This is a genomic window from Streptomyces sp. NPDC094448 (assembly GCF_044763775.1).
Lineage (GTDB): Bacteria > Actinomycetota > Actinomycetes > Streptomycetales > Streptomycetaceae > Streptomyces.
On sequence record NZ_JBIWGU010000009.1, the window covers coordinates 197,252 to 219,066 of the forward strand.

The 21,815-nt window shown below is 73.2% G+C and carries 21 protein-coding genes and 1 riboswitch; of the genes, 10 read left to right on the forward strand and 11 right to left on the reverse strand.

The window, feature by feature from the left end; translation table 11 throughout:
• Positions 1-149 precede the first annotated feature (149 nt).
• The 3 genes from ACIQ9E_RS19295 to ACIQ9E_RS19305 all read right to left on the reverse strand — a co-directional run bounded on the left by ACIQ9E_RS19295 (position 150) and on the right by ACIQ9E_RS19305 (position 2,429).
• The gene (locus ACIQ9E_RS19295) at positions 150-563 is read right to left on the reverse strand and encodes a DUF3040 domain-containing protein (protein WP_403708518.1); all 414 of its coding nucleotides are present in this window, start codon (positions 561-563) and stop codon (positions 150-152) included.
• 256 nt (positions 564-819) lie between these two features.
• Positions 820-1,602 carry a class I SAM-dependent methyltransferase gene (locus ACIQ9E_RS19300; protein ID WP_403708520.1) on the reverse strand — a complete coding sequence of 261 codons (783 nt, stop codon included), beginning with the start codon at positions 1,600-1,602 and terminating at the stop codon, positions 820-822.
• A gap of 245 nt (positions 1,603-1,847) precedes the next feature.
• Complete coding sequence (locus tag ACIQ9E_RS19305) at positions 1,848-2,429, reverse strand: SAV_6107 family HEPN domain-containing protein (protein WP_403708522.1); 582 nt, start codon at positions 2,427-2,429, stop codon at positions 1,848-1,850.
• A gap of 173 nt (positions 2,430-2,602) precedes the next feature.
• On the opposite strand from ACIQ9E_RS19305, the gene ACIQ9E_RS19310 reads away from it, so the two are divergent.
• The 4 genes from ACIQ9E_RS19310 (at position 2,603) to ACIQ9E_RS19325 (ending at position 8,418) form a co-directional block, all read left to right on the forward strand.
• On the forward strand, positions 2,603-3,403 hold the full coding sequence (locus ACIQ9E_RS19310; protein ID WP_403708524.1) for an ATP-binding cassette domain-containing protein: 801 nt from the start codon (positions 2,603-2,605) through the stop codon (positions 3,401-3,403).
• The gene (locus ACIQ9E_RS19315) at positions 3,375-5,462 is read left to right on the forward strand and encodes a YhgE/Pip family protein (RefSeq protein ID WP_403708526.1); all 2,088 of its coding nucleotides are present in this window, start codon (positions 3,375-3,377) and stop codon (positions 5,460-5,462) included. The genes ACIQ9E_RS19310 and ACIQ9E_RS19315 overlap by 29 nt, the downstream gene beginning before the upstream one ends.
• A 121-nt stretch (positions 5,463-5,583) precedes the next feature.
• Complete coding sequence (locus ACIQ9E_RS19320) at positions 5,584-6,192, forward strand: TetR/AcrR family transcriptional regulator (protein WP_403708838.1); 609 nt, start codon at positions 5,584-5,586, stop codon at positions 6,190-6,192.
• Positions 6,193-6,897: 705 nt separating this feature from the next.
• On the forward strand, positions 6,898-8,418 hold the full coding sequence (locus tag ACIQ9E_RS19325; protein ID WP_403708528.1) for a phytoene desaturase family protein: 1,521 nt from the start codon (positions 6,898-6,900) through the stop codon (positions 8,416-8,418).
• A 133-nt stretch (positions 8,419-8,551) separates the two neighbouring features.
• Here ACIQ9E_RS19325 and ACIQ9E_RS19330 read toward each other — a convergent pair whose 3' ends face one another.
• The 6 genes from ACIQ9E_RS19330 to ACIQ9E_RS19355 form a co-directional block, all read right to left on the reverse strand.
• Positions 8,552-9,625, reverse strand: a complete 1,074-nt coding sequence (locus ACIQ9E_RS19330; RefSeq protein ID WP_403708530.1) for a hypothetical protein — start codon at positions 9,623-9,625, stop codon at positions 8,552-8,554.
• Between the two features lie 39 nt (positions 9,626-9,664).
• Positions 9,665-10,582 (reverse strand): methylenetetrahydrofolate reductase [NAD(P)H], encoded by a 918-nt coding sequence (gene metF, locus ACIQ9E_RS19335; RefSeq protein ID WP_403708532.1) that lies wholly within the window; start codon positions 10,580-10,582, stop codon positions 9,665-9,667.
• Positions 10,583-10,651: 69 nt separating this feature from the next.
• Positions 10,652-11,317 (reverse strand): thiamine phosphate synthase, encoded by a 666-nt coding sequence (thiE, locus tag ACIQ9E_RS19340; protein WP_403708534.1) that lies wholly within the window; start codon positions 11,315-11,317, stop codon positions 10,652-10,654.
• A gap of 294 nt (positions 11,318-11,611) precedes the next feature.
• Positions 11,612-11,977 carry an Rv2175c family DNA-binding protein gene (locus ACIQ9E_RS19345; RefSeq protein ID WP_366257779.1) on the reverse strand — a complete coding sequence of 122 codons (366 nt, stop codon included), beginning with the start codon at positions 11,975-11,977 and terminating at the stop codon, positions 11,612-11,614.
• 130 nt (positions 11,978-12,107) lie between these two features.
• Positions 12,108-13,319 carry an NAD(P)/FAD-dependent oxidoreductase gene (locus ACIQ9E_RS19350; protein WP_403708840.1) on the reverse strand — a complete coding sequence of 404 codons (1,212 nt, stop codon included), beginning with the start codon at positions 13,317-13,319 and terminating at the stop codon, positions 12,108-12,110.
• Positions 13,320-13,440: 121 nt separating this feature from the next.
• Complete coding sequence (locus ACIQ9E_RS19355) at positions 13,441-13,779, reverse strand: hypothetical protein (protein WP_403708537.1); 339 nt, start codon at positions 13,777-13,779, stop codon at positions 13,441-13,443.
• Positions 13,780-13,885: 106 nt separating this feature from the next.
• Positions 13,886-13,998: riboswitch (TPP riboswitch) on the forward strand.
• Between ACIQ9E_RS19355 and thiO the strand changes: the two genes are divergently transcribed.
• The 5 genes from thiO to ACIQ9E_RS19380 all read left to right on the forward strand — a co-directional run bounded on the left by thiO (position 13,996) and on the right by ACIQ9E_RS19380 (position 19,648).
• Positions 13,996-15,279, forward strand: a complete 1,284-nt coding sequence (gene thiO / locus ACIQ9E_RS19360; RefSeq protein ID WP_403708539.1) for a glycine oxidase ThiO — start codon at positions 13,996-13,998, stop codon at positions 15,277-15,279. Its footprint overlaps the riboswitch before it by 3 nt.
• Entirely contained in the window at positions 15,276-15,491 is a 216-nt protein-coding gene (gene thiS / locus ACIQ9E_RS19365; protein WP_403708541.1) for a sulfur carrier protein ThiS, read from the forward strand. The genes thiO and thiS overlap by 4 nt, the downstream gene beginning before the upstream one ends.
• A gap of 141 nt (positions 15,492-15,632) precedes the next feature.
• Entirely contained in the window at positions 15,633-16,490 is an 858-nt protein-coding gene (locus ACIQ9E_RS19370; protein WP_403708842.1) for a thiazole synthase, read from the forward strand.
• Between the two features lie 192 nt (positions 16,491-16,682).
• Entirely contained in the window at positions 16,683-18,647 is a 1,965-nt protein-coding gene (gene pknB, locus ACIQ9E_RS19375; protein WP_403708543.1) for a Stk1 family PASTA domain-containing Ser/Thr kinase, read from the forward strand.
• 119 nt (positions 18,648-18,766) lie between these two features.
• Positions 18,767-19,648, forward strand: coding sequence for a deoxyribonuclease IV (locus ACIQ9E_RS19380; RefSeq protein WP_403708545.1), 882 nt, complete (start codon positions 18,767-18,769; stop codon positions 19,646-19,648).
• A 196-nt stretch (positions 19,649-19,844) separates the two neighbouring features.
• Here the strand turns inward: ACIQ9E_RS19380 and ACIQ9E_RS19385 are convergent, their stop codons facing one another.
• Positions 19,845-20,477 (reverse strand): sulfite oxidase-like oxidoreductase, encoded by a 633-nt coding sequence (locus ACIQ9E_RS19385; RefSeq protein WP_403708547.1) that lies wholly within the window; start codon positions 20,475-20,477, stop codon positions 19,845-19,847.
• A gap of 160 nt (positions 20,478-20,637) precedes the next feature.
• Between ACIQ9E_RS19385 and bfr the strand changes: the two genes are divergently transcribed.
• Positions 20,638-21,117 carry a bacterioferritin gene (gene bfr / locus ACIQ9E_RS19390; RefSeq protein WP_006349764.1) on the forward strand — a complete coding sequence of 160 codons (480 nt, stop codon included), beginning with the start codon at positions 20,638-20,640 and terminating at the stop codon, positions 21,115-21,117.
• A 27-nt stretch (positions 21,118-21,144) separates the two neighbouring features.
• Here the strand turns inward: bfr and ACIQ9E_RS19395 are convergent, their stop codons facing one another.
• Positions 21,145-21,534: a (2Fe-2S)-binding protein gene (locus tag ACIQ9E_RS19395; RefSeq protein WP_403708549.1), complete on the reverse strand. Its 390-nt coding sequence runs from the start codon at positions 21,532-21,534 to the stop codon at positions 21,145-21,147.
• Positions 21,535-21,815: the final 281 nt, after the last annotated feature.

Here is a 21,815-nt window from a genome sequence, read left to right on the forward strand (position 1 = left end):
CGGGACGGGCCCGGTGGCGGTATGCGAAGACCCCGTCACCATGGGGTGACGGGGTCGAGAGTTCGTCTCCGCGCCGTGGCGCCCGGGGCCTGACGGCTCCGGCCGGGCAGGCGCACCGGACGGCGGTGCCGTCTCAGGAGCGGACTGTCTCAGTGGCCCTGTTCGTCACGGCGGCGCTGCCACCGCTCCTCGATGCGGTTCATCACCGACTTGCGCTGACCTGTCCGGCGGGGCCGGCGACGGGCGCCCGCTCCTCCCGGTGTTTCCCCCAGGGGCGGCTTCTCGCCCGGCTTGGGCGCCTTGCGCCAGCCGGTGACCGCCAGAGCCGCACAGCCCAGCATGACGAGGAAGCCCACCACGCTGATCCAGATCGTCTGCTGCGCGACCCCGGCCATGAGGAGCGCGATACCCACCAGGAAACCGGCAATCGCCTGGTAGACCCGTCGCCGGGTGTACGTACGCAGCCCGCTTCCCTCAAGCGCTGTCGCGAATTTGGGGTCTTCGGCGTACAGCGCTCGCTCCATCTGCTCGAGCATTCGCTGCTCGTGCTCCGAGAGCGGCACGGAGTCCTCCTAGTCGTCGGCCGCGGGGGCGACCGTTTGCGGCCCTTTCAGGATAGGCAGGGAATCGCCCCCGTGAAACCCGCCCTCTATGTCAGTACGTCAAATCGCTGGTTCGGGCCGCCACGGCGGCTCGGCTGCTGAGGCTTTGATTCCCCGGCCGTCGATCCGTCATGCCGGACGGTGTCCCTCGATCATACGGTGCGAACGACTCGTTCGGGGGGTGCGCGGCGTACTCCGTCTGCGGTTGCGCCGCTGATCAGCCCGGTTTCCGCGCCAGTACATGGAGCTGGGTGGCCACGGAGTGGAAGGCGGGCAGTTCGGCCGCGGCGGCTTCGAGGGCGAGCAGCGAGTCCAGGGCCCCCGGCTGGGTGTCCACCAGAACCCCCGGGACGAGATCGGCGAAGACCCGGACCCCGTGGACGGCACCGGGCTCGGCCCCGGCGCTCCGGACCAGCTCGGTGAGCTGTTCGGCGGTGAAACGGCGGGGAACGGGGTCGCCCTCGCCCCAGCGGCCCGCAGGGTCGCCGAGGGCCCGGTGGGCCTCGGCGAAGTGTCCGGCGAGGGCCCGGGCGAGCACAGCACCGCCGAGTCCCGCGGCGAGCAGGCTGAGCGCGCCCCCGGGCCGTAGCGCGTCGACCACGTTCCGTACGCCCTCGGCGGGGTCGTCCACGTACTCCAGGACGCCGTGGCAGAGCACCGCGTCGTACCCTCCGGGCTCGACGACGTCGAAGAGGCCGTGGACATCGCCCTGGACGCCCCGGACCCGGTCGGCGACACCGGCCTCGGCGGCCCGGCGCTCCAGCGCGAAGAGAGCGTTGGGGCTGGGGTCGACGACGGTGACCCGGTGGCCGATCCGGCCCAGGGGCACGGCGAAGGAGCCGCTGCCGCCGCCGGTGTCGAGGATGTCCAGCACGGGCGATCCGGTGGCTTCGGCCCGGCGGTCGATGGCCTCCTTCAGCACCTCCCATACGACGGACGTACGGAGGGAGGCTCGGGGCGAACGCGTCGGGGTCTCCCCACGGGGGGCCTGGTCCGGCACGGCAGTTGACTCCTCGGGCGGTGCGGGTCCGGCCGCGCGGGAAGCGGGGCCGGACGGGCGGTGGACGGTGTGCGGGCGGCGGTGCCGCTGCGGCGTTCGTGGTGCCGAACGACAAACCCCACCCTATGGCCTGTCCCGCCGGACGCCGCGTCCCTTCCCGGTGGGGCCCCGGGCCGGGACGCCGCACCCCTTCCCGCCGGTCCGGGCCCGGCGCCTTCCCCGGCGGCCGGCCGGTGCGGTGCCGGTCAGCCCGCCCGCTCACCGGCCGCGGGCGCCGGGGGCGGCGGCTCCGGCCTCGGGCGGGGCAGCACCGGCTGGAGCATCAGCAGCCGTTCGGCGAGGCGGAGGAAGATCTCCGCATCGCGCAGCAGGGAGTCGGCGTCCTGCGGTCCGGCGGCCCCGCGGATGCCTGCCACGGCGCGGGCCCTGCGGTCCGCTCCCGCCGCGAAGTGGGCGCTCCACTCGGCCAGCTCCGGGGCGGACTCGGGCAGCAGCTCCCAGGCGCTGCGGATACCCGCGCGGCGGCCGCGGCGCCGGGCGGTGCCGGGGGCGGCCGGGACCGGATCTTCGGGGTAGCCCCGAGCGGCCAGCACCGCGGCGGCCGTGCGCAGGGCGGCGAGATGGGCGGTGGCGTAACGCTCGTTGGGCGTGTCGAGGCCGGCGGCCTCGGCCAGGCAGGCGCGGGCCCGGGCGAGCAGGTCGAGGGCGGCCGGCGGTGCGGAGGCACTCCGTGGCACGGGGTGCACATCGTCCGCGGGCCCGGTCAGTGAGGGGACAGGGCCGGTGGCGCGGCGCCGGTGTGCGGCGGCCGCATGGTGACGGGCCATGACGAACCTCCTGTCGTCGTGTGACGGCGTAATAGCCGTAGGTGTCCATGGTGGCCGCCACCACTGACAATCCGTCCTGACCTGCGGTTTTGTGCCCGTTCCCGGTTCACGCTAATTTTTGGACTGACCGGTCAGTTCAAAAACTGACCGTCGGGCTCCTGAGGGGAGAGCATGTGAACAGCCCGGGAGGGGCGGCCGTCAGCGCCGAGGGCCTGGGACTGAAGGGCCCGCGCGGCTGGGCCTTCCGTCCGGTGGATATCGAAGCCGCGCCCGGTTCCCTGATCGCCCTGGCGGGCCCGTCCGGTTCCGGCCGTACCTGTCTGCTGCTGGCGCTCACCGGCCGGATGCGGCCGACCGAGGGCCGGGCCGAGGTCGGCGGGCACACCCTGCCCCGCGGTATGGCCGCCGTACGCCGGATCAGCGCCCTCGGTCCCGTACCGGGAGTGAGTGATCTCGACCCCGCGCTCACGGTCGACGAGCATCTGCACGAACGGGCCCTGCTGCGGCGGCGCTTCGACGCGCCCTTCCGCTCACTGCTGCGTCCGCGCGCCGAGGGGGCCCGGGACGCGCGGCGCCGGATCGACGAGTCACTGGCGGCGGCCGGCCTCGACCGGTCCGGGCTGGCGAAGGAGGGGCGTACCGCCGTACGCGATCTGGAACGCCTGGAGTCGCTGCGGCTGTCGATCGCCCTGGCGCTCATCGGCCGCCCCGGGCTGCTCGCGGTGGACGACACCGACCTCAAGCTCCCGGACGCCGACCGGATCGCCGTCTGGCGACTGCTGCGTTCGGTCGCGGACTCCGGCACCACCGTCCTCGCGGTGTGCAGCCAGGCGCGGACCGAGGAGTGCACCACCGTCGTCCGTACGGACGGCGCACCGGACCGGAGGACAAGCACCGGCACCGGCATCGAGGACGACGGCGACAACGAGGGGGAGGGGACGGCCGATGCGCTCGCCGAAGCTGGCCGCGCTTGAGCTGAAGCGGTTCGGACGGGGAAGGCTGCCCCGGGCCGCGATCGTGTCGATCGTGCTGCTGCCACTGCTGTACGGCGCGCTCTACCTGTGGTCCTTCTGGGATCCGTACCAGCACCTCGACCGGATCCCGGTCGCCCTCGTCAACGACGACCGGGGGGCCACGGCCGACGGCGAGAAGGTGGCCGCGGGCGACGAGATCGTCCAGGGGCTCCGGGACAGCGACGTCTTCTCCTGGCACGAGGTCGGCGCGGCCGAGGCCCGCAAGGGCGTCGAGGACGGCACCTACTACCTCTCGCTGACCGTGCCCGGGGACTTCAGCCGGCGGATCGCGTCCGGTGCGGGCGATGCGCCCGAGACCGGCGCCCTTCAGGTGCGGACGAACGACGCCAACAACTACATCGTGGGGCAGATCTCCCGGACCGTCTTCGCCGAGGTGCGTACGGCCGCCTCCACCAAGGCGTCCCGCTCCTTCCTCGACCGGATCTTCATCTCGTTCTCCGATATCCACGACCGGACCGAGCAGGCGGCCAAGGGCGCCGACGAGCTGAAGGGCGGTATCGGCAAGGCCAAAAAGGGCTCCGCCGATCTGGCCGACGGTCTGAAGAACGCCAAGGACAGCACCGGGAAGCTGTCCGGCGGACTGAGCAGGCTCACCGAGGGGGCGGGCGAACTGGAATCGGGCTCGCGCCGGATCGCCGACGGCACCCGCAGCCTCGCGGCCAAGGTCAACGGCCTCGCCGACGGCGCCGGTCCGCAGCTCAAGGACGGCGGGGCGGGGATCGGCGCGACGGCCCGTAAGGTCTCCGACACCGCGGGCACCCTGCGCACACAGCTCGACCGGCTGACGAAGTCGGCCCCGCCCGCGGCCGTCCAGGCGCGGACCTCGGCCGCCGAACTCACCGAGCTGTACGCCGCGCAGTGCGAGCGGGCCGCGGCCCCCGACCCCGCGCTCTGCCCGGCGCTCCAGCGCGCCCGGGACACGGCGGCAGAGGTCCGTACGGTCGCCGACCGCGTCGGCACCGTGATCGGCGGCGAACAGGCCGACCTCGGCCGTCTCGACACCCAGCTCGCCGACCTCCAGAAGAAGTCGGCCGAGCTGGCCAGGAGCGCGCCGAAGCTGGGCGACGACCTCGCCTCCGCGGTCTCCCGCGTCAACGCGCTCAACGCCGGGGCCGGGAAGGTCGCGGACGGTGCCAACGCGCTGCACAGCGGACTGCTGAACGCCGCCTCGGGCTCCGCCGAACTCGATACCGGGGTGGGCAGGCTCAAAACGGGTGCCGGAAACCTCGACGGCGGGCTGTTCAAGCTGGTCGACGGCTCGACGGAGCTGGCGAGCGGGCTCACCGACGGTGCGGCGAAGATCCCCGACTACGGCCGGGAGGACCGTGACCGCCGTACGGAGGTGATGGCCGATCCGGTGAAGCTGGCCGGCAGCTCCCTGCACACCGCGCCCAACTACGGCACCGGATTCGCCCCGTACTTCATCCCGCTCGCCCTCTGGGTCGGCTCGATGGTCGCGTACATGATCATCCAGCCGATGAACCGGCGCGCTCTGGCCGCGGGGGCGTCCTCCTGGCGGATCGCGCTCGCGGGCTGGCTGCCGGTGTTCGCCATCGGGCTCGCCCAAGTGGCCGTCCTGATGGCCGTCCTGCACTGGGGGCTGGGCCTCGACCCGGTGCGCGGAGCGGCGACGGTCGCCTTCCTCGCCCTGACCGTGGGCTGCTTCGCCGCGATCATCCAGTGGCTGAACGCACGGTTCGGGGCGGCGGGCCGGATCCTGGTCCTCGCGGTGCTGATGCTCCAGCTGACCTCGGCGGGCGGCACCTACCCCGTCCAGACCAGCCCCGGCTTCTTCAACGCGATCCACCCGTTCCTGCCGATGTCCCATGTGGTGGAGGCGCTGCGCCGGCTGATCACGGGCGGGAGCACGGAGCCGGTGTGGCAGGCCGCGGCGGTGCTGCTGGTCTTCACCGCGGGCGCCCTGGCGCTCACCGCGCTCACCGCGCGGCGCAGGCAGGTCTGGACTCCGGACCGGCTGCACCCGGAACTGAGCCTGTGACCCCTCGCCTTCCCGTACGGCCGCCGGTGTTCCCGGCCGCACCGGTATCACCAGTTGAGACCGTACGGGAAGGCGGTCCGTGCAACGGATGGGACCTGTGAGAATCGACACCATGGACGCCATGGACAGCACCAGCACCCGCCGCCGGGCGACCCGGGCCAAGCTCTACGAGGCCGCGGTGGTGCTCATCGCCGAGCAGGGGTTCTCCGCCACCACGGTGGACGAGATCGCCGAGCGTGCCGGAGTGGCCAAGGGCACGGTCTACTACAACTTCAAGAGCAAGACCGAACTCTTCGAGGAGCTGCTGCGGTTCGGAGTCGGGCTGCTGACCTCGTCGCTGCAGACCGCCGCGGACGAGACGGCGGAGCGCGGCGGCACCAAGGTCGAGGCCCTGGACGCGATGATCCGGGCCGGTCTGGTCTTCATCGACCGCTATCCGGCCTTCACCCAGCTGTACGTCGCCGAGCTGTGGCGGACCAACCGGGCCTGGCAGGAGACGCTGCTGGTGGTGCGGCAGCAGGCGGTCGCGGTGGTCGAGACGGTGCTCGCGGAGGCGGTGGAGCAGGACGAGCTGAGCGCGGAGATCGACATTCCGCTCACCGCGGCGGCGCTGGTCGGGATGGTGCTGGTGGCCGCCCTGGACTGGCAGTCCTTCCAGCCGGAGCGGTCGCTGGACGAGGTGCACGCGGCGCTGTCCCGGCTGCTGCACGGGCGGGTCAGCGGGCGCTGACCGGGGACTGACCGGGGACTGACCGGGGTGGACCGGGGTGGACCGGTGTCCGGACGGGGCCCCGGACAGGCTCCGCGGGAGGGGTTCTGTACGAGGCTTCGTACCAGGGCTCTGTACGAGGCCGGGTACAAGTCTCTTGCCGCGCGGCCCGTACGAGGTCGTGTGCGGAGGGTTGGTACGAGGTCGTGTGCGGAGGGTTGGTACGAGGTCGTGTGCGGAGGGTTGGTACGAGGTCGTGTGCGGGGGCGTGCGATAGGGGCGTGCGGCGGGGGCGCGTACGCACGACGGTGCCGGTCCGCCGCGGGCCCACTTCCCGGCCCCGGGCGGACCGGCACACGGCCGTTCCCCCTGTTTCCCGCTCCGGACGTCCGTCTCCCCCGAGACCCCCGTGGCCGTCCGGCCCCGTAACCGCTGTTCCCCCGCGGTCGTGGAGAACCTCTGGCGAAGTCCTCCGTACTGCACCCCGTTCCCTCCGCGGAGCCTGCCGTTCCGCAACCCCGTGTTTGCGGTACCGGCCCTCTCCCCTTCGGTGGTTCCACTCTCCCGCCCCGCGGGGTCCGGTCCCATCCGCATACCTACTCATCTGCGTGGCTAGGTACGCATACTCAGGCCTCCGCCGCCCCACCCGTCACGGAGACGCGTACGGGGGCGGGCAGGGCCGGGCAGGTGCCCGGACGGCCGACGGCGGTCGATAGAGTCACGGACATGGCAAGGATTGCGGTGATCGGCGCCGGAATGGGCGCGATGGCGGCCGCCGCCCGGCTGGCCGTGGCCGGCCACCGGGTGACGGTGTACGAGCGTTCGGGGACGTACGGGGGCGCGCTCGGCGTCCTGGAGCGGGACGGGTTCGTCTTCGACACCGGTCCCGGGCTGCTCCATCTGCCCGCAGTCTGGCGCGATCTCTTCCTGAAGACGGGCAAGGAGCCGCTGGAGGACTGCATCGGCCTGGTCCCGGTCTCGCCCGCGAGCCGCCATCTCTTCGCCGACGGCACCGTCGTGGAGCTGCCGGACGCCTCCCGCGCCGGAATCGTCTCCGCACTGGACGGGGCACTCGGCACCGGTGCGGGCAGCCGGTGGGGGGATTTCCTCGGCCGGGCCAGGGACGCCTGGGACCGCTCCCGCCGTCCGCTGCTGGAGGAGCCGCTCCGGGCCGACTGGCAGGTACTGGAGCGCGACCCCTACCCGGCCCTGCAACGGCGGTCCTTCCTCCGGACCCGCCGGGCGTCGACGGTCGCCGAGGTCGGTACTCGGGAGCTGGCCGATCCGCGGCTCGCCGCGCTCTTCTCCTGGTACGCCCTGGCCTACGGGCTCGACCCCCGCCACGCCCCGGCGAGCGCCGCCGTGCTGCCGTATCTGGAGCAGACCTTCGGCACCTGGTACGTGGCGGGCGGGCTGCGGGAGCTGGCGCGGGCCGTGTACGAGCGGTGCCGCAAGCGCCGGGTGGAGTTCGCCTTCGGCTCGGAGGTGGTGTCGATCACGGTCCGGGAGGGCCGGGCCGGCGGGATCGTCCTGGCCGACGGCACGGCCGTGGCCGCGGATCATGTGGTCGCGGGCGCGGACACGGCGGCGCTGCTGACCGAGGGGGCGGACGTGCTCTGGTCGGACGGGGACGTCCGGCTCCCGGAGCGGGTGCCGCCCGGCCGGTTCACGGTCCTGCTGGCGCTGCGGGGCGCGGCCGGGGCGGGCGTGGCCCATCGGAGCGTGGTGCACTCCCCCGACCCGTCGGCGGAGGCGGCGGCCGTGTTCGGCGGCGGTATCGCGGACCGGCCCACGGTGACGGTACTGCGGCCGGATGATCCGCTGAGCCGCCCGGACGACAGGCATGAGGCCGTCACCCTGACCGCGACGGTCGCCGGGCACCATGCGCCGGGCGCTCCCGGGACCGGCCCCGACTGGACCGACAAGGCGTTGCGTGAGCGGGTCGCGGAGACGCTGATCGACACGGTCGCCGCCGCGGACCCCGGCTTCGGCGGGGCGGGGGCGCTGCGGGAACGGCTGCTGTGGCGGGAGGTTCTGACGCCCGCGGAGACGGGTGCCCTGCCGGCGCCCGCGCTGGCCGGGCCCGGGGGCCGCTGGCTGCATCCGGCGAACAGCACCCGGCTGCCGGGGCTGTATCTCGTCGGCGGCCGGGCCCACCCGGGCGGCGGGCTGGCGCACGAGGGAATGTCGGGGGCGCTGGTCGCCGGTCTGATCGTGGAGGGCGCGGGATTCCGCGGCTCCCGGTGAGCCGCGGGGGCACCGGTCGTCCCGCATGCCGATGGGCCCGCCGGAGGTCCGGCGGGCCCATCGGCCGGTACCCGGTCGCGTGGTGCCCCGGGCAGCGGACCCGGCCGGTGCTCCGCCGGGTCCGGGCGCCGGGTCAGTAGCGGTACTGCTGCTGCTCGTTGTCGTACCCCTGGCCGTGGCCGTGGCCTTCGCCCTGGCCGTAGTCGTACGGGGGCTGTTCGCCATCGGGGCCCGGATGCTGCGCCGCTTCGTTGTCCCGCTGCTGAGGCACCCACACCCCGCCGGGCGGAGTGTCCGTCAGCCCGTCCTGCGGGTAGTAGCCGGAGGGGTCCTGCGCGCCGTACGGCTGGGGGTTGCCGAAGCTGTCGTAGCCGCCTTCGTAGGGGGTGTACTGCTGGGCGCCGCCCACGTACGGATCCGAGTAGGCGGGGTACTGCTGCTGTTCACCGCCGAAGTCGTAGCCGCCGGGGGCTCCGGCCGGCGCGTCGGGGGCGGAGTGTTCACCGTAGTACGGGGCGTAGCCGCTGTCGTAGGCACCGCCGTCCGGGGTGCCGTCCGGCAGGACGCCGTCCTGCTGCTGCACCGTGGGCAGGTAGGCGGTGTCGCTGTAGACACCGTACTGACCGGTCTCGTCGGGCATCGGCTGCGGCTCGTACACCGAACCGGCGACGCCCGCCGCTCCCGCGCCTGCTCCGGCACTCGCACCGGGTCCGGGTCCGGCTCCGGTGAGAACGCCGGCCTCGGGGGTGGCCGGGAATCCCCGGTCCCCGGCATCCGGAACGCCGATACCGTCAAAGCCGTCGATATCGCCGATACCGTCAGCACCGTCGGTGTGGGCGATGCCGTCGGCACCGTACGCCCGCCGGGGGCCGGTCTCCTCGCCGGAGGCCCGGTCCGCGGCCGCCGGGCGGGGCTCCTTCGCACCGTCCCTGCGGCGGCGGCTGGCGCCCGGACGGCCGCCGATCGCCCAGCCGGTGGAGAAGCCCTTCCGGAAGGAGAGCGTCACATACGTCTGCCCCACGGCGAAGGCGAGCGTGCCGAGGACGATGACCACCTGGGAGGCCACCAGAACGCCCAGGACGACCGTGAGGAAGCCGCCGAAGGCGAGGAGCCGCCAGCGCAGCCGCGCCTTGTACTGCAGCAGCACCTCACCCAGCAGCCACAGCGCCACGACGCCGAAAGCGATGTAGAGGACCGTAAGACCCATCCCCGCCCCTCTCCTCCGGCCGTCGTCGGGTACGGCCGGTCACACCTGCTCGTGCAGTCCGAGATTCTCGTAGATCTCAAGCGTCGCGGTGGAGTTGTTGAGAGTGATGAAGTGCAGCCCCGGCACACCCTCCGAGAGCAGCTCCGCGCAGAACTCCGTTGCGAACTCGATACCTATGGAGCGTACAGCCGCCGGATCGTCCTTGACCGCGAGGATGCGTTCTTTCAGTTCCGGCGGGACCGCCGCATTGCTGAGCTGAGCGAATCGTTCCAGTTGTCCGACGCTGGTGATGGGCATGATCTCGGGGATGATCGGGGTGTCGCAGTCCGCCGCCGTCACCCGGTCGCGCAGTGTCAGGTAGTCCGCGGGCCGGAAGAACATCTGGGTGATGGCGTAGTCCGCCCCGGCCCGGCACTTGTCGACGAAGTGACGGACGTCGGTGTCCCAGTCGGCGGAGCGCGGATGCATCTCGGGGAAGGCCGCGACACCGACGCAGAAGTCGCCGGACTCCTTGATGAGCCGGACCAGTTCGGCGGCGTAGGTCACACCCTCCGGATGGCGGACCCACTCGCCCATCGGATCGCCGGGCGGGTCGCCGCGGACGGCGAGGATATTGCGGATCCCGGCATCGGCGTACTGGCCGATCATATTGCGGAGTTCGGCGATGGAGTGGTTGACCGCGGTGAGGTGGGCCACGGGGGTCAGGGTGGTGTCGGAGGCGATCTGCTCGGTCGCCCGCACCGTGCCCGCGCGGGTCGAGCCACCCGCGCCGTAGGTGACGGAGACGAAGCTCGGTGCGACGGCCTCCACCCGCCGTAGCGCGTTCCAGAGGTTCCGCTCGCCCTTCTCGGTCTTGGGCGCCCAGAATTCGAAGGAGTGGGACGTCCGCCCGGTCGCGAGAACCTCGCGAACGGTCCGCGCCCGGTCCGTCCTGGTCGATGCTGTTCCTAGGGCCATACTCGCAGGTTATCGGGGGGACGGAGGTGTCCCAACCGCAGTCCATCCTTCGGACAGGCCCGGTTCACGTCATGGCTGGTCACAGCGTTCCCGTATCCGCTTGCTGAGACGGGCGGCTGCGGCACCCGGGTCGTCGGCCTCGGTGACGGCCCGGACGACGACGATCCGGCGGGCCCCGGCGTCCAGCACCTGGTCGAGGTTGCCCTCGTCGATGCCTCCGATGGCGAACCAGGGCCGGTCGGTGTCCAGGGCGGCGGTCGCCCGGACCAGGTCCAGGCCGGGTGCGTGCCGGCCGGGCTTGGTGGGGGTGGGCCAGCAGGGGCCGGTGCAGAAGTAGTCCGCGCCGGGCTGGAGCGCGGCGGCCCCGGCCTCGGCGGTGCTGTGGGTGGAGCGGCCGACGAGGATCCCGTCGCCCAGCAGGGCGCGGGCGGCGGGTACGGGCAGATCGCCCTGGCCGAGGTGGAGGACGTCGGCACCGGCGGCATGGGCGACATCGGCGCGGTCGTTGACCGCGAGGAGGGCGCCGTGGCGGCGGCAGGCGTCGGCGAAGACCTCCAGATGCGCCAGTTCCTCGGCCGCCTCCAGGCCCTTGTCGCGGAGCTGGACGATATCGACGCCTGAGGAGAGCACCGCGTCGAGGAACTCGGGGAGGTCGCCCTGGCGGGTCCGGGCGTCCGTGCAGAGATAGAGCCGGGCGTCGGCGAGCCGGGCGCGGTGGTGCGGTGTCGCGGGCATGGTGGATTCCCCCAGGGGTGGTTCGGCGGTACGCGGTCGGGCCCGGCCCGGCAAAGTACCCGGTGGTAGCGGTGCGGCGCCCGGCGGTCGGACCCGACCGCGTACCGGAGCAGGGCAGGCGCCGGACCGGAGGCGGGCAGGGCCGGACCGGCGGGGAGCCGGGCAGCGCCCCGGTCCGCGGCGTCCCGCGGGCGGGGCCGACACCGGGCACCGGCTCGCGGCCCCGGGCGGCCAGCCGCCGGCCCGGGTCGCCCGCCGGGCCGGGTCGCCGGTTGCCGGGGACCCGCGGCGGAGTCAGACGGCGAGCGCCTGGGCCCGTCGCTTCACTTCCGTACCGCGGTTCTCACTGAGGGCCTGGGCAGGGGTGCCCGGGAGGGTCGGGTCGGGGGTGAAGAGCCACTCCAGCATCTCTTCGTCGGTGAAGCCGTCGTCCTTGAGCAGGGTCAGGGTGCCGGCAAGGCCCTTGACGACCTTCTCACCGCTGATGAACGCGGCGGGGACCTGGAGAACCCGGTTCTCTCCGCGGCGCACCGCGATCAGGCCGCCTTCCTTCACAAGCTGTCGCACCCGTGTCACCTCGACATCCAGCTTCTCCGCGATATCGGGAAGCGTGAGCCAGGCGGGCACGAGGGCATCAATCTTTTCGTCAATCTCGGTCACAGGACAAGCGTGCCATCTGGGGCCGACAGTGGGTAGCGGGAGCCCCCTCGGACAGCGGCCATCCGGCCCACGCCGCACCCGGCGGCCGGCCGGCGGCGGCGGCCGGAGCACCGCCGGAACCCGGGCCGGATCAGCGGGCGGCGGCCTTCAGGGGGGTCGCGGGGTCCGCCGCGGCGACCGGATCCAGCCGTCCGCCCGACTGGATGATCCGGCGGCCCTGGGACAGGTCGCGGGGCCGTCCCACGGCGAGTACCGCGACCAGCGCGCCGTCCCGGAGCCAGAGCACGGACCAGGCGGCGTCGGCGGGATCGCCGCGCCGCAGGAGGGTGTCGGCCCCGGCGTGGTCGCCCGCGTACTGCACGAAGCGGCCGAACTGCTCGGACCAGAAGTACGGCACGGGGTCGTAGACGGCGGGGGCCGCGGCGGGTCCGGGCGGTGCGTCCTCGGGGCGGGCGGCCGCCTCCAGGTCTCCGATGATGTTGGCGGCGACCGTGCGCGGGCCCTGGAGGGCATTGTCCCAGTGGTGGACGAGCAGACGTCGGCCGTAGCGGGCGGAGGGGAAGGAGGCGCAGTCCCCGACCGCGTACACCCCGGGCAGACCGGTGCGCAGTCCTTCGTCCGCGGTGACCGAACCGTCGGGGCCGGTCGCGATGCCGGAACCGGCCAGCCAGGCCGTGGCGGGACGGGCCCCGATACCGACGACGACGGCGCCCGCGGCGATCCGGCGACCGCAGGACAGGACCACGGCCCCGGGCTCCACCGACGCCACCCGGGCATCGGTGATCAGCTCGGCCCCGGCTTCGGCGTACCAGTCGGCCATCGGGGTGGTGACCTCGGCGGGCAGCGCGCCCGCCAGCGGCCGCCCGGCGGCCTCCACGACGGTGACCGCACAGCCCGCGGCGCGGGCCGCGGTGGCGAACTCCGCCCCGATCCAACCGGCACCGACGACCACGACGTCGTGCTGCCGGGCGAGCACCGGCCTGAGCCGTTCGGCGTCGTCCAGGGTCCGCAGCAGATGGACCCCGGGCACGCCCTCCGCACCGGGCAGGGCCACGGGCTCGGCACCGGTGGCGAGGACGAGGACGTCGTACGGGACGGGCCCGGCCTCCGTGTCCAGCTCCCGGGCGGCGGCGCGCAGCCCGGTCACGGCGAGCCCGAGGCGCAGTTCGATCCCGAGCCCCTCGAAGTCCACCTCGAAGGCGGATCCCTCGGCCGTCCCGAGCAGGACCGCCTTGGAGAGCGGCGGCCGGTCGTACGGCTGGTGGGGCTCGGCCCCGATCACCGTCACGGAGCCGTTGTGGCCCAGCTCCCGCAGGGCGACCGCCGTCTGCACCCCGGCCATGCCCGCACCGACGACGACCACGCCCGCCGGCTGCCGCACCCGCTCCGTCTGCTGATCGTTCACCCCTCCACCTTAAGCACCTGACATTCCATCAGGGATATGGGGCCCCGGACAGCCGCGGTCAGGGCAGCTCCTCCACCACGCTCGTACCACTGCCGTCCCGGGACTCCCAGGACCAGCTCTCCTCCAGCCTCAGCCGCCCGTCGGGCAGTTCGACGACGGTGGAGACGCAGTGGCCCGACGAGGTGCCGCCGTCGGTCTTGAGCTGCACATAGCGGAAGTCGAGGCGGTCGCCCTCCCTGGTGCCGACCAGACGGCCGTGGACCACGTCGCCCCCCTCGTACTCGGCCCAGATCCGGCCCTCCTCCTCGTGGTAGTCGAATCGGGTACGGGTGCCGACCTGGCCCGGCGCCTGATCGGCGACCGGGGACAGCACACGTCCGTCCAGTGAGCCCGCCATGGGTGAAAGCCTCTCCTCGTGTCCGGGCGTCCCCTGCGGACCGGCCCGGTGCAGCCGCCCCGACCGTCTTACTCCGCTGCGGACCCGGGGGTTAGGCTGGCCACCGTAAAGCACTCGCGGGAGCCCGGACGGACCGGGCTGAGAGGGAGGCTGACCGGCCTCCGACCGTACGAACCTGATCCGGGTCATGCCGGCGAAGGGAGGGGCTGGACGCCCATGTCGCGTACCCCCGAAGCATCCGCACCGGCCGCCGCACGGCCGGCCGCGCCGCCCGAGGAAGCCGCGCCGCGCTCCCCGTCACCCCGCATCGTGGCACCACCCGCACCCGACCGGGCCGGGAGCCGGGACGATGTGCTCGTCATCGGGGGCGGGATCATCGGGCTCGCCGTCGCCTGGCGGTCCGCGCAGCGCGGGCTGAAGGTCACCGTCGCCGACCCGGAGCCGGGCGGCGGCGCGGCCGGAGTGGCGGCGGGCATGCTCGCGGCCGTCACCGAACTCCACTACGGCGAGCAGACCCTGCTGGCCCTCAATCTGGAATCCGCCCGGCGCTATCCCGCCTTCGCCGCCGAACTGGAGGAGGTGAGCGGGCACTCCGTCGGCTACCGCGCCTGCGGCACCCTCGCCGTCGCCCTCGACGCCGACGACCGCGCCCATCTGCGGGAACTCCACGCCCTCCAACAGCGGTCCGGGCTGGACTCGCAGTGGCTGACCGGCCGGGAGTGCCGCCGCCTGGAACCCATGCTCGCCCCCGGGGTCCGCGGCGGGCTCCGGGTCGACGGCGACCACCAGGTCGACCCCCGGCGGCTGACGGCGGCACTGGTCACCGCCTGCGAACGCGCCGGGGTGCACCTCCACCGGAGCCGGGCCGACCGGCTGCTGGTGGAGCGCGACCGGGCCGCGGGCGCGCTCCTCGGCGACGGCACCGAACTGCGCGCCGGGCAGACCGTGCTCGCCGGGGGCAGTCTCAGCGGCCGGCTGGCCGGGCTGCCCCCCGATGCCGTGCCACCCGTACGCCCGGTGAAGGGGCAGGTGCTCCGGCTGGCCGTACCCCCGCCGCTCGCCCCCTTCCTCTCCCGGACCGTGCGCGCCGTCGTCCGCGGCAGCCACGTCTATCTCGTCCCCCGGGCCGACGGCGAGCTGGTCGTCGGAGCGACCAGCGAGGAGCTGGGCTTCGACACCACCGTCACCGCGGGCGGGGTCTACGAACTGCTGCGCGATGCGCACGAACTGGTCCCCGGCATCACCGAACTGCCGCTGACCGAGGTCCGGGCCGGACTCCGCCCCGGCTCTCCGGACAACGCCCCACTGCTGGGCCCGAGCGCGCTGCCCGGACTGCTGCTGGCCACCGGCCACTACCGCAACGGCGTCCTCCTCACTCCTCTGACCGGCGATGCGATCGCGACGGCGCTCGCCACCGGCGCCCTCCCCGAGGAAGTCCATCCCTTCACCCCCGACCGCTTCCTCCCCGCCGCCCCCGCCTCCCAGGAGCAACTCGTATGAACAGCATTCCCCCGCTCGTCTCCGTCAACGGCGAGTGGCGTGAACTCGCCACCGGAACCACTCTCGACGCCCTCGTCGCCACGCTCACCCCGGCACCGGCCGGGGTCGCCGCCGCGGTCAACGAGACGGTCGTGCCCCGCGGCCAGTGGCCCGGCACCTTCCTCGGCGACGGCGACCGCGTCGAGGTCCTCACCGCGGTCCAGGGCGGCTGACCGGCCGTGTCCGATCTCGCCCCGCCGCCGCCCCCGGCCGCCCCCCGCTCCCGCAACGGCGCCACGGCGCACCGCACCGGCCCGGCGCCGTCACCCGCCGCGCCGGCCCCGGATCCGGCACCGGGCCGTGATCCGTTCACCATCGCCGGCACCACCTTCGGCTCCCGGCTGATCATGGGTACGGGCGGTGCGCCCAGTCTCGACGTGCTGGAACGCGCCCTGGTCGCCAGCGGTACCCGCCTCACCACCGTCGCCATGCGCCGCGTCGACCCCACGGTCCACGGTTCGGTGCTCTCCGTCCTCGACCGGCTCGGCATCGCCGTCCTGCCGAACACCGCGGGCTGCTTCACCGCCGGGGAGGCCGTGCTCACCGCCCGGCTCGCCCGGGAGGCCCTCGGGACCGACTGGGTGAAACTGGAGGTCGTGGCCGACGAACGGACCCTGCTGCCCGACCCGGTGGAGCTGCTCGACGCGGCCGAGACCCTCGTCGACGACGGCTTCACCGTCCTCCCGTACACCAATGACGATCCGGTGCTGGCCCGGAAGCTGGAGGACGCCGGCTGCGCGGCGATCATGCCGCTGGGCTCCCCCATCGGCTCGGGCCTCGGCATCCGCAATCCGCACAACTTCCAGTTGATCGTGGAGAGCGCCGGAGTGCCGGTCATTCTGGACGCGGGCGCCGGGACGGCGTCCGACGCGGTCCTGGCGATGGAGCTGGGCTGCGCCGCGGTGATGCTCGCATCGGCCGTGACCCGCGCCCAGGAGCCGGTGCTGATGGCCGAGGCGATGCGGTACGGAGTCGAGGCGGGACGGCTTGCCCACCGCGCGGGCCGTATCCCGCGCCGCCACTTCGCCCGCGCCTCCTCCCCCGCGTCCGGAATCGCGGCACTGGGCCCGGACGCGGGTGACGGCAGGGACGGCAGGGACCCGGCGGACCCGGATCCGGAGCGCCCGGCGTTCGGGACCCCGGACGGACCCGGCACCGGGTCGGCCCGCTGAGCCCGGCCCCGGGCGGCCCCGGCGGGTCCGGCGGCACCGTCGCGGCCGGGGGCAGGCCGCCCGGGGAGGCGCTCGGCCGCACGGGCGGAGCGTCACAGCTCGGCACCGTTCCCGACCCGATCCCGCCCCGGTCACGGCGGTGCCGGGACCGACGGCGACGGGGCTGTCGGTCCGGGCTCGTAGAATCGGCCTGTGGACACGACCCTTCAGGACCCCCTCGTCGGGCAGGTGCTCGACGGCCGATACCGCGTCGACGAGCGCATCGCCGTCGGCGGGATGGCCACGGTCTACCGGGCCCTGGACACCCGGCTGGACCGTGAGCTGGCGCTGAAGGTGATGCATCCGGCGCTGGCGACGGACGCGACCTTCGTGGCGCGGTTCATCCGGGAGGCCAAATCCGTCGCCCGGCTGTCGCACCCCAATGTGGTGGGGGTGTTCGACCAGGGCGCGCAGGGCGCCTATGTCTATCTGGCCATGGAGTACGTCGCCGGATGCACCCTGCGGGACGTGCTGCGCGAGCGCGGCGCGCTCCGTCCGCGGGCGGCGCTGGACATCCTGGAGCCGGTTCTCGCGGCGCTCGGCGCGGCCCATCGGGCGGGCTTCGTCCACCGGGACGTCAAACCGGAGAATGTGCTGATAGGGGACGACGGCCGGGTCAAGGTCGCCGATTTCGGGCTGGTACGTGCCGTCGGTTCGGTGACGAACACCACCGGCAGCGTCCTGGGTACGGTCTCCTATCTCGCGCCCGAACAGATCGAAGAAGGCACCACCGACACCCGCTCCGACGTGTACGCCTGCGGGGTCGTGCTGTACGAGATGCTCACCGGCGCCAAACCGTATGCGGGCGACACCCCCGCCCAGGTTCTCTACCAGCATCTCCACGACTCCGTTCCGGCGCCGTCGGCCGCGGTGCCGGGGCTTGCCCTGGAACTGGACGAGCTGGTGGCGAGCGCGACCGCGCGCACGCCCGATGTCCGTCCGTACGACGCGGTGGCGCTGCTCGCGCAGACCCGAGCGGCCCGTGCCGCCCTCGACGACGAGCAGCTCGACCTGCTGCCGCCCGGCGCCCGGGAAGCCGGTGACGCACCCTCCGGTACGCGCGGCGGACGGGCCCGTCGTACGGGCTCCGAAGAGCGTACGGACGTCATTCCGTGGACCTCCGGGGTCCTCCCCGACGAGCAGCGGGTCCAGCGCACGGCCAGGCTGGCGACGCCGCCGCTGCCCGCCGCCGGGCGGGTCGGCGCGGGGCGCCGGGACCTTCCCCGGCTGACGCGCCGGGGCATGATCACGATCATGGTGGCGGTGCTCGCGGTCTTCGGTGTCGCCGGCGGCGTCTGGTACATCAACTCCGGTCAGTTCACCCGCGTCCCCGCCGTGATCGGCCTGACCGAGGCCGCGGCGGAGAAGCGCATCGAGGACGCCGGCCTCGGGGTGAAGGGCGTCCGGCGCGAGTTCAGCGATACCGTCGAGCGGGGCTCCGTCATCTGGTCGGACCCCGTGACCAACGAGCGGATCCGGGGCAACGGCTCGGTGACGCTCGTCGTCTCACGCGGCCCGGAGATCGTCCGGGTGCCGTCCCTCGAGGACGTTCCGCAGGAAAAGGCCGAGGAGCGGCTCCGCAAGGCCGGATTCGCCCCCGGCTCGGTCTCCGAGGAGTTCAGTGCCGAGGTCCCGCGGGGCGCGGTGATCCGTACGGATCCGGCGGCCGGCACCGGGCGCCGTCCCGATACGGCGGTCTCCCTGGTCGTCAGCAAGGGCGCGCCCGTCGAGGTGCCGGATGTCACGGGCGATCCGGTCGCCGAGGCGACGGCCGCTCTGGAGGGTGCCGGTTTCGAGGTCGCCGTGGAGCCCGATCAGGTCAATTCCCCCGAGGCCGCGGGGACGGTCGCCCGTCAGTCGGCGCCCGAGGGCACCCGGCTCGCCACCGGCGACACCGTCACCCTCACGGTCTCCAAGGGCCCCAGAATGGTCGCCGTCCCCGATGTCTCCGGCTCGTCCGAGGGCGACGCGCGCCGGGAGCTGGAGGCGGCGGGCTTCAAGGTGAAGGTGGAGGAGTCCTTCCCGTATCTGGGGGACAAGGTTGCGGGCCAGTCACCGTCAGCCGACGAGCGGGCCCCCGAGGGCAGCACGGTCACCATCACCTTGAAGGGCCTCTAAGCCGTACCGCACGGCGGGCAGAGCCCCACAGCACACGGCATCGCGAACAGAACCGCCGTACGGCACCGCGGAAGAACCGCCGTCCCGTGCAACGCATCGGAAGGACACCGGAAGCACCCATGCGCAATCCCGTCGGCGGCCATGTCCCCGTGGCCGGCGGTCTCGCCACCAGCGGACTCGGGTACGCCCGTGAGATCGGGGCCGAGGCCGTCCAGGTCTTCGTCGCCAATCCGCGGGGCTGGGCCGTACCGGACGGCCGTCCGGCCCAGGACGAAGCGTTCCGGGAGCAGTGCGCCGCGGAGGGGATTTCGCCGTGGATCCACGCGCCCTATCTGATCAACTTCGGTTCGCACACCGAGGAGACCGCGCGCCGGTCGGTCGTGTCCATGCGGCACTCGCTGCGCCGGGGCCGGGAGATCGGCGCCCGGGGCGTGGTGGTGCACACCGGCTCGGCGACCGGCGGTCGCTCCCGGGAGACGGCGCTCGCCCAGGTCAGGGAGCTGGTGCTACCGCTGCTGGACGAGCTGACCGAGGACGGCGATCCGATGCTGCTGCTGGAGGGGACGGCGGGCCAGGGCGCTTCGCTCTGCTCCCGGGTGGCGGACTTCGGACCGTACTTCGAGGCCCTGGAGTTCCATCCGCGGCTCGGTGTCTGTCTCGACACCTGCCATGTGTACGCGGCGGGGCACGATCTGGCGGCGCCGCGGGGGATGTCCGAGACCCTGGACGCGCTGGTGGCGACGGTCGGCGAGGGGCGGCTCGGGCTGATCCACGCCAACGACTCCAAGGAGGCCGGCGGCTCCCGCAGGGACCGACACGAGAACATCGGCTCGGGGCATATCGGCGCGGAACCCTTCCGGGAGCTGCTGCACCACCCGGCGGCCGAGGGCGTACCGCTCATCATCGAAACGCCCGGTGGCCAGGAGAAGTACGCGGCGGATATCGCCCTGCTGAAGGAGTTGCGGCAGCGGGGGCCCGAGGCCGGGGCGGCATCCGCCTGACCGGGGGCACCGAGGGCCGCCCGCTCCCCCGGCGACACGCCGGGCGTGGGAGCCGTGCCGTCGGGCACCCTGCCGGAGTACCGGATTCCGCCGGCCGGTCCATCGGCGCGGGCCGGCCGGGGTACGACAGCCATCGGCGGGCGCCCCTCTTCGGTGACACGAGTCAATCGATCGGTCGAAAGAGGGCCCCGGGCCGTCACAGCTCGGGGCCGTCGCCCGGTTCCTCCTGGTAGGAGTACCGCTGCTCCCGCCAGGGGTCTCCGACGTTGTGATACCCCCGCTCCTCCCAGAAGCCACGGCGGTCGGCCGTCATGTACTCGACGCCCCGGACCCACTTCGGCCCCTTCCAGGCGTACAGATGGGGTACCACCAGCCGCAGCGGAAAGCCGTGCTCCGCAGTGAGCAGCTCACCGTCCTTGTGGGTGGCGAAAATCGACCGCTCCGAGACGAAGTCGGCGAGCCGCATATTCGCACTGAATCCGTACTCGGCCCAGACCATGACATGGGTGACATCGGCGGCGGGCGGCGCCAGCGCGGCGATCGTCCGGGCGGGCACCCCGCCCCATTCGGCCCCCAGCATGCTGAACTTCGTCACGCAGTGCAGATCGGCCACGACCGTCGAGAAGGGCAGCGCCGAGAACTCCTCATGGGTCCAGCAACGCTTGTCGCCGTCGGCCGTGGCACCGAAGACGCGGAACTCCCAGCGCTCCGGACGGAACTTGGGAACCGGTCCGTAGTGGGTGACCGGCCAGCCGCGCTGAAGCCGCTGACCTGGTGGAAGCTCGGATTCCACTGCTGCTCGGCGGCTCCTGTTCTCCGGCTGACCCATGTCTTCCATGGTGACAGACCGGGAGGGGTGGTGATGACCGGGTCTGGGTCGATTCGGGCAACTCCTACTAAGGAGGCACTTACTGGACGGCTCCCGATGCCGGTGCAAGGATGCGCGCACCTGGCCCACACTCACCACTCCCGTGGAAGGAGCCGCTGCGATGCAGGGCGACCCCGAGGTCATCGAGTTTCTGAACGAGCAGCTCACCGCCGAGCTGACGGCCATCAACCAGTACTTCCTGCACGCCAAGATGCAGGAGAACTTCGGCTGGACCAAGCTCGCCAAGTACACCCGCGCGGAATCGTTCGACGAGATGAAGCACGCCGAGGTGCTGACCGACCGGATCCTCTTCCTCGACGGTCTGCCGAACTACCAGCGGCTGTTCCATGTCCGGGTCGGACAGACCGTGACGGAGATGTTCCAGGCCGACCGCCAGGTCGAAGTGGAGGCGATCGACCGCCTCAAGCGGGGTATCGACGTGATGCGCGCCAAGGGGGACATCACCTCGGCGAATATCTTCGAGTCGATCCTGGAGGACGAGGAGCACCACATCGACTACCTCGACACCCAGCTCGCCCTGATCGACAAGCTCGGGGAGCCGCTCTATATCGCGCAGCTCATCGAGCAGCCGGAGAGCTGACCGCGCCCACCGGCCACCGCCGGGGAGCTACGCGGCCTCGCCCAGCCCCGCGCCCGTGCCGGGCACACCCGGCACAGCCGGAACCACAGGAATCCCCGGCACACCCGGCACACCCGGCGCCCCGGGAATCCCGGGCACCTTGGGCCCGGCGGGCACGGCTGCGGGGGTGGCGGCTTCCGCTCCGGACGGGGCGTCCGTGACGGCCGCCAGTGCGGGCCGGCCCTGGTCGATCAGCTCACGCCGAGGGCAGCTCCCCCGGCCCAGGATGGACTGGATCCGGCGGACGCACGAACCGCAGTCGGTCCCCGCCTTCGAGGCCGAGGCGATCTGGCGGGGCGTACAGGCACCCGCCGCCGCGTGCTCCTTGACCTGCTGTTCCGTAATGCCGAAGCAGGAGCAGACGTACACGCGGTTCACCTCCCGAGGCCTGTGGGGATCCGGATTGCGCCGGGTACCGTCCACAGCGGACGGAACCCTGGGGCTGCTGCCCTTTCCGACGCAATCGACCCGATTCACCGGTGAGGCTAACCTAACCTTACCCGGCTCGGCGAGCGGACAAAACGGAGTGGGGGGGGGGGGGGCCCGCCGCCCCCCCCCCCCCCCCCGCCCCCCCCCCCCCCCCGCGGGGGCCCCCCCACCCCCCCCCCCAACGCACGGGCCGCACCGGGCCCCCGCCCCCACCCCCGACCCCGAAAACG

What these genes read in the sequence shown, in the direction of transcription:
- ACIQ9E_RS19315 (WP_403708526.1), top strand. Translation starts at nt 3,375, where the DNA reads ATGCGCTCGCCGAAGCTGGCCGCGCTTGAGCTGAAGCGGTTCGGACGG.
- thiS (WP_403708541.1), top strand. Translation starts at nt 15,276, where the DNA reads ATGAACAGCATTCCCCCGCTCGTCTCCGTCAACGGCGAGTGGCGTGAA.
- metF (WP_403708532.1), bottom strand. Translation starts at nt 10,582, where the DNA reads ATGGCCCTAGGAACAGCATCGACCAGGACGGACCGGGCGCGGACCGTT.
- bfr (WP_006349764.1), top strand. Translation starts at nt 20,638, where the DNA reads ATGCAGGGCGACCCCGAGGTCATCGAGTTTCTGAACGAGCAGCTCACC.
- ACIQ9E_RS19350 (WP_403708840.1), bottom strand. Translation starts at nt 13,319, where the DNA reads ATGGCCGGGGTGCAGACGGCGGTCGCCCTGCGGGAGCTGGGCCACAAC.
- ACIQ9E_RS19380 (WP_403708545.1), top strand. Translation starts at nt 18,767, where the DNA reads ATGCGCAATCCCGTCGGCGGCCATGTCCCCGTGGCCGGCGGTCTCGCC.
- ACIQ9E_RS19320 (WP_403708838.1), top strand. Translation starts at nt 5,584, where the DNA reads ATGGACAGCACCAGCACCCGCCGCCGGGCGACCCGGGCCAAGCTCTAC.
- ACIQ9E_RS19305 (WP_403708522.1), bottom strand. Translation starts at nt 2,429, where the DNA reads ATGGCCCGTCACCATGCGGCCGCCGCACACCGGCGCCGCGCCACCGGC.
- ACIQ9E_RS19385 (WP_403708547.1), bottom strand. Translation starts at nt 20,477, where the DNA reads ATGGGTCAGCCGGAGAACAGGAGCCGCCGAGCAGCAGTGGAATCCGAG.
- thiO (WP_403708539.1), top strand. Translation starts at nt 13,996, where the DNA reads ATGTCGCGTACCCCCGAAGCATCCGCACCGGCCGCCGCACGGCCGGCC.
- ACIQ9E_RS19325 (WP_403708528.1), top strand. Translation starts at nt 6,898, where the DNA reads ATGGCAAGGATTGCGGTGATCGGCGCCGGAATGGGCGCGATGGCGGCC.
- ACIQ9E_RS19355 (WP_403708537.1), bottom strand. Translation starts at nt 13,779, where the DNA reads ATGGCGGGCTCACTGGACGGACGTGTGCTGTCCCCGGTCGCCGATCAG.
- ACIQ9E_RS19330 (WP_403708530.1), bottom strand. Translation starts at nt 9,625, where the DNA reads ATGGGTCTTACGGTCCTCTACATCGCTTTCGGCGTCGTGGCGCTGTGG.
- thiE (WP_403708534.1), bottom strand. Translation starts at nt 11,317, where the DNA reads ATGCCCGCGACACCGCACCACCGCGCCCGGCTCGCCGACGCCCGGCTC.